The organism is Coleofasciculus sp. LEGE 07092, assembly GCF_015207375.1.
Lineage (GTDB): Bacteria > Cyanobacteriota > Cyanobacteriia > Cyanobacteriales > Coleofasciculaceae > LEGE-07092.
The window spans coordinates 143,625-157,212 of the sequence record NZ_JADEWY010000001.1; the positions used below are offsets into that span (position 1 = coordinate 143,625).

10 protein-coding genes are annotated in these 13,588 nt (G+C 47.3%); 4 read left to right on the plus strand and 6 right to left on the minus strand.

The genetic code is table 11. The features are described 5' to 3' along the window. Positions 1–58: 58 nt before the first annotated feature. The 3 genes from ribD to lysS all read left to right on the plus strand — a co-directional run bounded on the left by ribD (position 59) and on the right by lysS (position 3,847). Entirely contained in the window at positions 59–1,237 is a 1,179-nt protein-coding gene (gene ribD, locus IQ257_RS00625) for a bifunctional diaminohydroxyphosphoribosylaminopyrimidine deaminase/5-amino-6-(5-phosphoribosylamino)uracil reductase RibD (protein ID WP_193872918.1), read from the plus strand. A gap of 101 nt (positions 1,238–1,338) precedes the next feature. Beyond that, on the plus strand, positions 1,339–1,974 hold the full coding sequence (locus IQ257_RS00630; RefSeq protein ID WP_193872919.1) for a hypothetical protein: 636 nt from the start codon (positions 1,339–1,341) through the stop codon (positions 1,972–1,974). Positions 1,975–2,128: 154 nt separating this feature from the next. Next, the gene (lysS, locus tag IQ257_RS00635; RefSeq protein WP_193872920.1) at positions 2,129–3,847 is read left to right on the plus strand and encodes a lysine--tRNA ligase; all 1,719 of its coding nucleotides are present in this window, start codon (positions 2,129–2,131) and stop codon (positions 3,845–3,847) included. 65 nt (positions 3,848–3,912) lie between these two features. Here the strand turns inward: lysS and secA are convergent, their stop codons facing one another. The 6 genes from secA to IQ257_RS00665 form a co-directional block, all read right to left on the minus strand. Then, positions 3,913–6,702 (minus strand): preprotein translocase subunit SecA, encoded by a 2,790-nt coding sequence (gene secA, locus IQ257_RS00640; RefSeq protein ID WP_193872921.1) that lies wholly within the window; start codon positions 6,700–6,702, stop codon positions 3,913–3,915. 765 nt (positions 6,703–7,467) lie between these two features. Then, entirely contained in the window at positions 7,468–8,565 is a 1,098-nt protein-coding gene (locus IQ257_RS00645) for a protein rep (RefSeq protein WP_228060301.1), read from the minus strand. Positions 8,566–8,829: 264 nt separating this feature from the next. Then, entirely contained in the window at positions 8,830–9,321 is a 492-nt protein-coding gene (locus tag IQ257_RS00650) for an ureidoglycolate lyase (RefSeq protein WP_193872922.1), read from the minus strand. 36 nt (positions 9,322–9,357) lie between these two features. After that, a complete protein-coding gene (gene upp / locus IQ257_RS00655) occupies positions 9,358–9,993 on the minus strand; it encodes a uracil phosphoribosyltransferase (protein ID WP_193872943.1) in 636 nt (211 codons plus the stop codon). Between the two features lie 28 nt (positions 9,994–10,021). Continuing rightward, complete coding sequence (locus IQ257_RS00660; RefSeq protein ID WP_193872923.1) at positions 10,022–11,281, minus strand: URC4/urg3 family protein; 1,260 nt, start codon at positions 11,279–11,281, stop codon at positions 10,022–10,024. Positions 11,282–11,366: 85 nt separating this feature from the next. After that, a complete protein-coding gene (locus IQ257_RS00665) occupies positions 11,367–12,632 on the minus strand; it encodes a GTP cyclohydrolase II (protein ID WP_193872924.1) in 1,266 nt (421 codons plus the stop codon). Positions 12,633–12,910: 278 nt separating this feature from the next. Between IQ257_RS00665 and IQ257_RS00670 the strand changes: the two genes are divergently transcribed. After that, the gene (locus tag IQ257_RS00670; RefSeq protein WP_193872925.1) at positions 12,911–13,528 is read left to right on the plus strand and encodes a hypothetical protein; all 618 of its coding nucleotides are present in this window, start codon (positions 12,911–12,913) and stop codon (positions 13,526–13,528) included. Positions 13,529–13,588 lie beyond the last annotated feature (60 nt).

Here is a 13,588-nt window from a genome sequence, read left to right on the forward strand (position 1 = left end):
CACTGTCTCCAATAGCCTATCGTAAACTCAGGGGGTAAGCACACACAATAGCAGACTAATGGAACACTTTCCCGTTGACGCCCAAGCCAATGTTCAACAGGCGTCATCGGCGTCTTCTCGCCCGACGCCCTTCGATCACGCCATGATGCAGGGGTGTATCGAACTTGCCCGCCGTGCCCTCGGACGAACAACTCCCAATCCCCTTGTGGGTTCTGTGATTGTCCGAGACGGAGAGATTGTAGGGGAAGGGTTTCATCCGGGTGCAGGTCAACCTCATGCTGAAATATTTGCCCTACGTCAGGCGGGTGAAAAGGCTAGAGGAGCCACGTTATATGTAAATTTAGAACCTTGTAATCACTACGGACGGACGCCACCCTGTTCGGAAGCTGTAGTTGCAGCGGGAGTGGCAAAGGTTGTTGTGGGTATGATTGACCCCAATCCTCTGGTATCGAGTGGTGGGATTGAGCGGTTGAAAAGAGCCGGAATTGAGGTGGTAGTGGGTGTTGAAGCTGAGGCGTGCCGCCAGCTTAATGAAGCCTTTATCCATCGCATCCTCTATCACCGTCCCTTTGGAATTTTAAAGTATGCCATGACCTTGGATGGCAAAATTGCCACCACCAGTGGTCACAGCGCTTGGGTGACGGGTCAAGAAGCCCGGACTCGCGTCCACAAACTTCGGACGGCTTGCGATGCCGTGATTGTAGGCGGTAATACAGTACGCTTTGATAACCCTCACCTGACGAGTCATCATCCAGACGTTCCCAATCCCCTACGGGTGGTGATGACTCGAACTTTCAACCTCCCAATGAATGCCCGTATCTGGGAAATTGCTGATGCCCCTACCTTGGTTGTGACTGAGAAAGGAGTCAATCCGGATTTGCAGCAGCAGCTTGCGAACAAGGGAGTAGAGGTACTCGAGATGACGCCCCTGACACCTGGAAAGGTTATGGCTTATTTGTATGACCGACAGCTTTCAACAGTGTTATGGGAATGCGGCGGCACCTTAGCGGCAAAAGCAATCGCTGATGGCGCAGTTCAAAAAGTCCTAGCGTTCATTGCCCCGAAAATTGTCGGGGGTAGATTGGCTCCCTCACCCGTTGGGGATTTGGGACTGGTAACAATGACAGATGCCCTGACTCTAGAACGGGTGAGTTGGCGTCAGGTAGGACCCGACTACGCTTTGGAAGGCTATTTGCCGTTGCCAGACGATACCGGAAGGGCAAGAGTCAATTCCTAGTCATTGGTCATTTGTCTTCTGTTATTGATTCGTGGTTCATTGTCAATAGCCATGAACTGACCAATGACTAATAACAAATGACGAATGATTAATGACTAAAAATGCTTGAAGTGACAATTTTGAGCCTGTTGACTGGCAATTTGGGTTGGCAGGCGTTGGTTGCAAGTACATGGCTACGCTGGCGGCAGATAATTACCAGTCACCAATATCGTGAGGAGGAGGAAGAAACCTTGACTTGCTTTGAACCGAAGGAAGAATCGGCATTAGCCCAGTCGTTACAAAATAATAGGAAAATGGAGCGCTCCACTCCTCCCGAGCAAGCTTCAACAGACCCGCAACTGATTGGCTGGGAGTTTAAGATCGTGCGCTCCAGCCGCGATATGTTTCACAAACCCGATGTTTTTCAACGGCTATGCGAAGAGGAAGCGATCGCAGGCTGGATTTTACTTGAAAAAATTGATGATCGACGGGTACGGTTCAAGCGACTGATTGCCCTACGCAATGTCATCGATCCCCAACAACTTCCCATTGATCCCTACCGTTGCCACTACGGTTCCTCATGGACGCCACTGACTTTGTTTGGTGGAATCGCTGCATTGTTAGCGATCGCAGTTCCCTCTTATTTAAGCTATACCCTAATCTCGACCATGATTGCCCACTCCCAAGAGCATACATCAGAGTTTCCTTACGAGGAAATACCGCCACAAGATTTCCCACCAACACAATCAAGACAATAAGAGAACCTGGGGTTGATATGTAGGTCGTTAAATAGCTCGGCTTCTCCTGTCTCCTGCCTCCTGTCTCCTGATTCCCCAATCCTCTCTATAATGGAACGGAAGTTCTATCACAGCGAAACGCTAACCGAGCTTTTATCTATTTTTATTCGTTATCATGCCCGATCAGTCCCCTCAAGAACCGCAAAGTCAGTCAAACCTGGAAGAAATTCGCGCCGCCCGCTTGGAGAAAGCCCAGCAACTCAGAGAATTGGGAATGAATCCCTATGCCTACCGTTGGGAGTCTACCCACCACGCCGCAGAACTGCAAGAAAAATTTGCGGATTTGTCCAATGGCGAAGAAGCTGATTTTGAAGTTGCGATCGCAGGTCGTATTTTAATTCGTCGCGTCTTTGGCAAACTGGCGTTTTTCAATCTCCAAGACGAAACCGGCACAATTCAACTGTATTTAGAAAAGAAGCGCATCACCGAAACAATGGCAGATGTGCCAAATGCTTTCAACCACCTAAAGCAACTGACTGATACTGGGGATATTATCGGGGTTAAGGGAACAATTAAACGCACCGATAAAGGGGAACTCTCGGTTTATGCAAGTGAATACGCAATCCTCACCAAGTCGCTTTTACCCTTACCCGATAAGTGGCATGGTTTGACAGATACAGAAAAGCGCTACCGTCAGCGCTACGTTGACCTGATTGTAAATCCCTCCGTCCAGGAAACCTTCCGCCGCCGCGCTAAAGTTACGGCAGGGATTCGGCGGTACTTGGAGGATCGAGGCTTTATTGAAATTGAAACCCCAGTTTTTAGCATAGAAGCTGGAGGTGCTGAGGCACGTCCTTTCGTCACCTATCACAACACCCTAGAGATGGAGTTGTACCTGCGAATTGCTACAGAACTCCACCTGAAGCGGCTGATTGTGGGAGGGTTTGAAAAGGTATTTGAGTTGGGCAGAATTTTCCGTAATGAGGGAGTTTCGACTCGCCACAATCCCGAATTTACCTCGATTGAGGTGTACCAGGCTTACGCCGACTACAACGATATGATGGAGTTGACGCAGAATGTGGTTACTAGCGTCACTCAAGAGGTACTGGGAACGCTGGAAGTTACCTATCAGGGTGAAGTGATTAACATGACACCGCCTTGGCGTCGAGTAACCATGCATGAGCTGGTATTGGAAAAAACGGGATTAGATTTTAACCAGTTCAAAACCCTGGATGAAGCTAAAGACGCAACCAAGAAAATCGGCATTCAAGGCGTTGATGAATGTCAATCGATTGGGAAACTGCTAAATGAATGCTTCGAGCAAAAGTGTGAAGAAACCCTAATTCAGCCGACTTTTGTACTCGATTTTCCTATTGAAATTTCTCCCCTAGCCAAGCCCCATCGAGAAAAGCTGGGATTAGTCGAGCGCTTTGAGCTATTTATCGCCGGACGAGAAACAGCTAACAGCTTTTCTGAGTTAACCGATCCTATCGATCAGCGGGAACGTTTGGAAATGCAGGCGGCGCGGAAGGCTGCGGGAGATTTGGAAGCGTCAGGGGTTGACGAAGACTTTCTGGCAGCGTTGGAGTACGGAATGCCACCGACTGGCGGCATGGGCATGGGAATTGATCGCTTGGTGATGCTGTTAACGAATTCTGCCAGCATTCGAGATGTGATTGCGTTTCCCTTGCTGAAGAGTTCCAGTCGGGTGATTAAATCCTTCGACTACGACGGCGAAACCCAAACTCTGCGGGTTGAGTTTAGCGATGGCACGATTTATAAGTATCGAGATGTACCGGAAGGAGTCTATCAGTGTCTGAAAAGTTCGCCGTCGGTGGGGCAGTTCTTTAATGCCCAGATTCGAGATAAATACGGCTTTGACCGAGAAATTTAACTTCAATGGGTTGTGCGATCGCTCTTCAACCGAGCTGAAATTAGCAAGAGCGATCGCACTTCTAATTAAACCGCTTGTGGTTGCACCTGAGGTTGGAACTGGAACAGAGAATAAACCACATTGCGGCGGATGTCGATCATCATTTCCAAGAAGGTTTCATATCCTTCTTGTTTGTACTCGATTAACGGGTCTTTTTGCCCATATCCCCGCAAGCCGACTGACTCGCGCAGAGCATCCATTGACTGTAAATGCTCCCGCCAGAGGGTATCAATTTGCTGCAAGATAAAGAACCGTTCGGCTTGACGCATCAATCCGGGCTGAATTTGGTCGATTTGGGCTTCTTTTAAGTCGTAGGCTTTGCGAACTTCTTCATGCAAAAAGGTTTTAATTTCACTTACCGTCATGTCATCTAGATGCTCAGGTTTGAGGTCTTGCAGTAAGTAAACAAATTCTTGCACCTTTGACACTAAACTATTCAAATCCCACTCTTCCGGGGGCAATTCGGGGTTAACGTAGGCTTCGACAATATCACTCATTGTCCTTTCTGCGTATTGGATGACTTGTTCTTTTAGGTCTAACCCTTCCAAAACCCGGCGGCGTTCAGCGTAAATTGCCCGCCGCTGATTGTTCATCACCTCGTCATACTCAAACACCTGTTTGCGGGTGTCGTAGTAGAATGTTTCGACTTTTTTCTGCGCCCCTTCCAAGGAACGGGTAAGCATCCCCGATTCAATGGGCATATCTTCCTCAACCCGGAAGGCATTCATCAATCCGGCAACGCGATCGCCACCGAAAATCCGCAACAAGTTATCTTCTAAGCTTAGGAAAAACTTGGTCGAACCGGGGTCGCCTTGGCGTCCAGCACGTCCCCGCAACTGGTTATCGATGCGGCGAGATTCGTGGCGTTCTGTACCGATGACGTGCAGCCCGCCTCGATCAACCACTTCATCGTGTTCACGCTGGGTAAATGCTTCGTATTCTTCGCGAACCCCTTTATAAACTGCCCGGAGCTGTTGAATTACTGGGTCATTCGTTGGCGCATTTTCTGAGGCAATTGCCACTTTTTCTTCCGCTTCTAACTCCGGTAAACTCTGCTCGCCATAGGTTTTGACGGCAAAGTCTACTGCCTGTTTGAGCTGTTGCTCAGTTTCCTGCGACAGGTTAGTTGGGTAAATCTGCGGACTCACCTTCCAAGTTTTCACCTTCTTACCAGGAGCAAAACCTTGAGCTTGGGAAGAACGCTTGCCTGCCCCTGCCATGGACGCAAAGGAATCTTCTTCCTCCGGCATCACGATTTTGGGCATAAAGTATTCCCGCACTTTCAGCCGCGCCATATAGTCGGCGTTACCACCCAAAATAATGTCTGTACCCCGTCCTGCCATATTTGTCGCAATCGTAACTGCCCCTTTACGACCGGCTTGCGCCACAATTTCCGATTCCCGCTCTACGTTCTCCGGTCGGGCATTGAGCAGGTTATGGGGGACGTTTAACTCCGTCAACAGACTCGCCAGGACTTCGGATTTTTCCACACTGGTTGTACCCACGAGCACCGGGCGTCCTTGCTCGTGCATCTCAGCACATTCTTGAGCAACCGCTTTCCATTTTGCTGGCTCAGTCTTGTACACCACATCCGATAAGTCTTGGCGTCCTGGAGGCTTATTGGTGGGAATAATAGTTACTTGCAGGTTGTAAATTTTTTCAAATTCCGCTTCTTCCGTCTTGGCGGTTCCCGTCATCCCTGCTAGTTTGGGATAGAGCAAGAAAAAGTTCTGATAGGTAATCGTTGCCAGGGTTTGGGTTTCTTTTTGAATTTCTACCCCTTCCTTCGCTTCAATCGCTTGGTGCAGTCCATCGCTCCACCGGCGTCCCTGCAAGACTCGCCCGGTGAACTCGTCTACGATGACGACTTCGTCGTTCCGCACGATGTAGTTTACGTCACTTGTAAAAAGTTCCTTGGCTTTAATGGCATTGAAGATATAATGTGCCCAAGGATTCTCTGGGTCATACAAGTCCTCAACACCCAGCAGTTTTTCTGATTCGATAAATCCTTCATCCGTCAAGATAACATTGCGGGCTTTTTCGTCCACTTCGTAATGCTCTTCCGGCTGGAGTGATTGCGCCACTTCTGCCGCTTTCATGTAGTTCTGGGTTGGGCGTTCCACCTGCCCAGAAATAATCAGTGGTGTGCGAGCTTCGTCAACCAGAACGGAGTCTACCTCGTCGATGACACAGTAATTAAACGGGCGCTGCACCACTTCTGACATCGACGTTGCCATGTTGTCCCGCAGGTAGTCGAAGCCTAACTCACTGTTGGTAGCATAGGTAATGTCACAGGCATAGTTGCGCTGTCGTTCTGCTGGACCCATTCCCGATTGAATCAGCCCCACACTCAAGCCCAAGAAGCGATGCACCTGTCCCATCCATTCAGCATCCCGACGAGCTAGGTAATCGTTAACCGTCACCACATGGACGCCCTTGCCAGCCAGGGCATTCAGATAAGCCGGTAGGGTGGAAACTAGGGTTTTCCCTTCACCTGTTTTCATCTCGGCGATTTGTCCCTTGTGCAGCACGACGCCACCCAAGAGTTGCACATCAAAATGGCGCATCCCTAAAACGCGCCATGCTGCTTCCCGTACTACGGCAAAGGCTTCCGGCAGCAGTTCCTCCAACAGTTCTTCTTCTTCGCGATCTGTGGTGACTTGTTCTAACCGTTGTTTGAATTCTGCCGTTTTACCCTGTAGTTGCTCATCCGAGAGTACCCGAATGTCCTCTTCGAGAACGTTGATGTCGGCAACAAAAGGCTGGTATCTTTTAAGTTTGCGTGTGTTGGGATCGCCAAGTAGGTTTTTTAACATAGCAGGAGAGGGAGACTTCTATTCGCGCTTAGTCTATTGGTTGGGATGGGTTAGGCACTAAATATTGGGATTCTGGACTAGAGACCTTAACAAATCAGTGCAAACCGATGCTACAGTCCTTAGTTGCTAATGGCTAACCCCTAGGGAACCACCGCTTTGAGACGGTCTTTTTACGATCATCCTACCATTTTCACTCAAACTGAGGCGGTACGGGAATCGGGATAAAACTCGGGTGGGTTTTCTGGATCAGGGGTGTCGTGGAGATTACCCGTCCATTTAATGATTCTGGCAGTTTTTTTGAGCTTTGAGCAACTGAAGGTAAGCTATTGTCCCAGGTTAGGACGGGCAAGATGCCCATTTTACAACAGTTTTAACAGTAACATATAGTGCCAACTAGCCCTAGAGCAGCTATCGTCATTTAACTCTAGCTATACTTGCTGATTTTGAGTCCAGCCCAAGATGAAATCGATGCTAAGAGGGAAACGACTGCCACTGTTTCCCAGTTTCGAGTGAAGATATTTTTTTCCCTCTGGGTAGATCATATCTGAATCAGCTACCGCTTCAAGTTAAGTGAGGAGAGGACTGATTCGTACTACTTGTTCCTTGCCCTTAACTGCCTTATCAACAAATAGGGCAGTTTTTTATTATTCTTCATTGAGTTCTGTCTATGTCTTTCACTAAGAAGCCTGAATTTCTGGTCAATTCCTTTAAGGTTCCCGGCATTCCCCTTATGGCTTTGATTACAATGCTTTTGACTAATCTCTGTTACTCCTCTATTTTGTACTTCTTTAACTTTCGCCTCCACCTGAAAGACAAACTCCCTTCATCTATCTCATCAGTTTCTTGCTCATTGCCAATTAGGTCTTGGTGTTCTTCTTCCAACTCCCGCATATATCGTCTCAGTACACCCCCAATTGCAACGGCTCTGGTATTGTGTACTTGGCGGGTTAACTCCAGCAGCCATTCCCGATCAGCAATTAAATCTGGCTCTTTCACCTGATACTTGAGGATTTCTGGGATGAGTACTTTGGGATCATGATGCTTTGCGATCGCCTTGATGTAAGTAACTGGCTGGTAGTCGCTCCGCAAACACTGCTGCCACAGTGCTACCCACTTAGCCTGAGACAGATAGCCGTGACTGAAATAGGAAGGCGGCACCATTGCCAAAATATGTAAATGCGGATGAGCCGATATCTCATCCCGCCCTTTAGTCACCTCTACAGATTTTACCCACCCTTTCGCTGGCCATACCTTCAGCTCAGTTAAGCGCTTGAACGCTTTGTTGAGCCAATCTAAAGTTGTCCGTAGTTCCTCAATCTTGCAGTTCCTTACAGTTAATGTGATAAACAGCCAACGGTACTTAGGGTAGTCTGCAACAACCTTTGGCAGAATCTTGTAAGCCTTTGCCTTCCACATCAGACTTCGCCGCCACTGACAAACCGGACAGTGGCGAACCCGGCAGAATTGCGCATCTGATAGCTTTAACTTGAGAAGACCTTCTGATAACTCTGGCACCAGTCGAAACTCCAGCCACTCGGAACAGCTACTAACCCTTTGAGCATAACGATTGAAGTAATTTTCACCTGCGCTAGCGTAGTATCCAGCAACCCGATCAGCGTTAGCGCGATGCTTATCCCAAGTTTTGTCTTTTGGGGAAACGTCAGATAAACTTAATAAATCCTTACTGGACTGGCATTTCACTCTAGGTGAGACGTTAAGAGTAGGAATGCTGCTTGTTGAGGTTCTCTTTAGGTGAGACGTTAAGAGTAGGAATGCTGCTTGTTGAGGTTCGCTCGGACACGAATCTTCCTGATGTATTGGTTTAGCTATTCTAAAGTAACCAGCGATTTTTAGAATCATCATCCGCTAAAATACTGAACTCTTATAATGCCAGTTACTGCTTATTCTTCAGAGGTTAGAGAGCAGACTATAGTGCGCGAGTTCCGCTCTAACGCTCTTCTGTCACTCTGGGAAAAGTAAAATCATAGCCAACTGATGAAAGTCAAACCCAATGAGCAATGAAAGCGATCGCTTGCGTGATAGAAACCTATGTCTTAAGGTCTTATACTGGAAGTCTTTCAGTGTAATGCTTTCAGAGTTTACTTTGGCGAGAGTGACACAAGAGCGCTAAACTATCTCAAATTCCAAATTGTGACTTTTCAGAAAATCGTGGGTGAAGTGGTCAATCTCATTAGTATCACTCAGTTCCAAATTATAGAAATTTACCACATCATGCTCAAAATAAGGACCCGCGTGCCAAGTGCCTACTTCTAACTTGATAAAGCAGTTGCCAGGAATTCGGAAAGCCCTGATTTGCTCAATTGCAGGTTGTTTGGATTCACTAGGAGGGGCAACGGCAATGCACCAATCCTTCCCTTCTAGGGAACCCAGAGATTGGGTGCATTGAACGTGACGGGTGATTTTGTGAAACTTGCGACCCCGTTGATGGAGTCGCATGATGTAAAAACGAGGGATGCCATTTTGCAGATTTAATTGAGCATCGCTAGCATCATAAGGTTTGTCATCTGCTGAGGGGGTAATTAACTGCCCGTAGGGTTGAAAGTTTTCTGAAGTAATCCATTGGGCAGGAAGTTGTTTCACCGAAACTGTTTGGCTCATGATTAGAGATGTCGATTGAGAGACGAAGCACTACGGCTATTTTGTCCCGTATAAGCGATCGCCAGCATCTCCCAGCCCTGGCACAATGTAACCATGCTCGTCTAATGTTTTATCAATTGCCGCTGTATAAAGCGCTACATCTGGGTAATGTTCATGGATATTAGCAATCCCCTCTGGTGCTGCCAATAAACATAAAAATTTGATAGATAAAGGATTGAATTCCTTAACCCGACTAACGGCTGCCATTGCCGAGTTGCCCGTAGCGACCATTGGGTCAATGATCAGAATATCTCGATATTCGATATCATGGGGTAGTTTAAAATAATACTCGATAGGGATATAGGTAATCGGGTCGCGGTATAACCCGATATGTCCTACGCGAACGGAGGGCATGAGTTCCAGAATGCCATCTAAAAGCCCCTGTCCCGCCCGCATAATTGAAACCAGCGCCATTTTTTTATCGGATGCCAGCATAGGCGCTTTCATGGGGGCAATTGGTGTTTTGATTTCTTCATATTTGAGGGGTAAGTCCCGCGTTACCTCGTAAGCCAACAAGCTGCCCACTTCTTTCATGAGTTGGCGAAATTTGGCAGTACTGGTATCGGCTTGACGCATCAGCGTTAGTTTGTGCTGCACGAGAGGGTGATCGATTACGGTAACGTTAGGAGTCATTTTAGGGTTCAGGGGTCGGGAGTAATCTTTAAAATACCGTGCCATCGCTCTTTATCTGTATCGGGGGAATACCCCCTGCCCTCAAGTGTGCAGCAATGCGCCGTCCTGCTGTCCAAGTTCCTCCCTGCAAGACTTTTACCAACGGTAATTGAGTTGCGGTTAGGTTCAACTGTTGTCGGATGGTTGCAGCAATTCTATCGAGCAGACTGACAGTCAGCGCCCGCCACTCAACAATGACTCCTGAACTGGGTACGTGTTGCTGCTGTAAAATATCCCTATCCTTAAGAGTGAGGAGTCCTAAATCCAGACATAAACCGCCATTGCGATATTCTGCTAAACCCGTCAGTTCGTCTAACCCAGTAATTTCTAAACCCAACTCTTGCAAGGGTTCTAAGAGGGAGTAAGTCAACCATTGGGAGAGTTTGTGAAAGGGTACATAGCGATCGCCCAAATTGTCACCTTCTAGGGCAGAATGGAACCAGACATCCCCTAAATTAACCCCTGCGATCGCTAATCGTCCGGGCCAAATCTCTCCTAATCCCTCCAAGAGGGTGGTAAGTACCGTACTGGCAGGTAGTTTTTGAGAGGGGGCAGCGGTGGAATTGATTGCCTTTTCTGTAGATTGGCTCAGAAAATAGTTCACTAGATTGCCAGGACGTAGGTTTTCAGTACCGAACAATCGAGGAAAAGTGTACAGAGACTGTCCCAAACGCTGCAACAGTTCTACCCTACCCTCCAAACCGAGGAGGGGATTTACGGAAGTTACCTGAAATCCTGGGGCTAGCTTCTCAGTGGTTAAGTTTTGCAATCCTTTAGCATCCGCTTGCCAGGGGTAATCTGGGTTACTGGAAAACGCACCTTGACAAAACATCCGAAAACTAGCAACGGCTAATCCTTCCGAACGCTGAAAGACTAATCCCGTTTCCGGTTCGCCGTAGTGCCAATCAGCACCCGCACCCGCATCAAGTAAAACACTGACAATTGCCAAGTCAAATTGAGTTTGAGCTTTTTGCAGGGGTGTCAGTCCTGCCAATAGGCGATTGAGTTCCTCTAGACGCGGCACGTTCCCTACTTCAAAATGCCGCCAGCGACTGTGAAAGGGGATATTCAAATCAGGATACTCATCGCGCATTACCTGGATGACGTAATCTGCCACTGGATTTAACTGGCTTAAATCGCAGCAAAAGTAAGCCAACTCGTCGGCACAGGCTAAAGTAAAAAGGCGATCGCATCGCTCTCGAATCGCGGTCGGTGTTCTCAGATAAGCGAGGGTTTGGTCATTCGTCATTTAACAAATAAGAAAGTAATTCAAGCAAAAAAAAGGGAAGGTTAAGGAAATTTTCCTTTTCCCCTTCCCCTAGAACCTAACGTTCCTAATCAACTAAACTACGCCCTTTTATCGCTGCCAAGGTGAGGGCATCGGGGGCAGCTTGTTCGGTATAGTAACCAGCGGCTTTCTTGGCAGCAATTTCTACCATGGCATCGGCGGGAACCAATTCGTCGGGAATCGGGACGCGCTTGACAATCTCGATACCGGAGTTGACGATCGCGTTATATTTCATATCACTCATAGAAACAAAGCGATCAATCCGGGTAATGCCCAGCCAGTGCAGCACATCCGGCATCAGTTCTTGGAAGCGCATATCAGGGACGCCAGCAACGCATTCAGTGCGGTTGAAGTAGGCATCGGCGCGATCGCCTCCTTCTTGCCGCTTGCGGGCATTATAAACTAGAAACTTAGTCACCTCACCCAATGCCCGACCTTCCTTACGGCAGTAAACCACTACACCCGCACCACCTTCTTGTGCCGTTTGCACGCAGACTTCTAAACCATGTACTAAGTAAGGACGACAGGTGCAGATATCGGAACCAAAGACATCGGAACCATTACATTCGTCATGAACTCGCACAGCTAGCTGCCGAGTCGGATCGGTAATGGCAGCTACATCCCCAATTAAATAAACCGTAGTGCCACCAATGGGGGGTAAGAAGACTTTCAAGTCCGGGCGCGTTACTAATTCCGGGAACATTCCTCCCGTTTGCTGGAATAGGGCGCGACGCAGTTCTCCTTCCCGAATGTTAAGTCGGTTAGCAAGCCCTGGCAGATACCAAACCGGGTCAATTGCTACTTTCGTGACGACTAAACTGCCGTTGGGTTTGACAATTTTACCGTCAATGGGCAAGCGCCCTTTAGCTATAGCCTCCTGAATTTCTGGCAGGTTGACATGGGCTTGTGTGACAGCAATTGTAGGGCGAATATCGTATCCTTGCTTGTAGAGTTTGGCATAAACTTTACCGACTATGCCACCAAAGGGGTCGAGGGAGACAATGCAATTACGGTCAGCCCAACTGGGATAGGGACCGATGCTAACAATGGGCGCGGTGTTGGTCAAGTCAGCGCGGTGATTAGGATGCAGCGCTCCACTGGCAACGGCTAAGGCACGGTACACTGAATAAGAACCGGAGTGACTACCGATAACATTGCGGTGTGCCACGTTAGTTACAGAGCCAACTATCGGTCCTCGCTTGAGGGGGTTGATTTCTCCCCAGTGAATGCGTGGGGGTTGTTCGCGAGAACGACCGGGGTGAGAGGTTAAAACGATATGTTGAGGTTTGGGTAAGGTTTTGGATATTTGCATGAAAGCTCCTAGTAGAATGCACCTCGAATTAACGAAGCTGTCGGTAAATGAAAGGAAGCTCCGATCATAGCAATCAGAGTTTCATTTTTGATGTATCTGGGCAACCAAAGTGCCAGAAATAATTAAGTACAAATACTTACTTACTTTATAATGTGATGGAACAGAATACATCACTCAAGGGACAGATTGCCCAATTGTTGGATGAATCACTAGATTTATTTCCCTTTCTTCCAGAACTATGAAATGTACTAATCCCTACTCCCCAAGGAATTACTTCAATGGCATACAGTGACTTTACCACCTTGGAAAAAGTAATCAAACCCTTTGACTTAACTCTTTCTGATCAACTCAATCTCTTTTCAAATGTTGCCGAGTTAGAACCCAGTAATTTTTTAAAAGAAATCATTGAATACAATTTACCATTAGCCCTTGCAAGTAACACAAAAAAAGCCCGCTCTGAGATGATTATTGCCCCTATATTTATTGAACTCAGAAAGCAATTTAAGCAACAAATTAGTTTATTTTCTGGCATAGATTTTAATATCGATTATGAACGAGGTTTGAATGGACATTGTGATTTCGTTATTAGTCGTTCTTCAGAACTTCTAATCGTGACTACACCCGTTGTTATAATTGTCGAAGCTAAAAAAGAAAATATTAATGGCGGTTTAGGGCAATGTGTAGCTGAAATGTTGGCAGCTAAACTTTTTAACGAACGCGAAGGGAATGAAATTCAAGCAATTTATGGAACAGTAACAACAGGAACAAACTGGAGATTTCTTAAACTGGTAGGGCAAGTTATTGAGGTTGATTTGGGTGAGTATTTCTTGGTAAATTTGAATAAAATACTGGGAATTCTAGCCAGTGGTATTACTCAATCAATGTTATCTAACTGAATGCCTTATACCGTAAGAAATGAAGTGCAGGTACAGCACTTGTCAATTCCTGATTCCCAG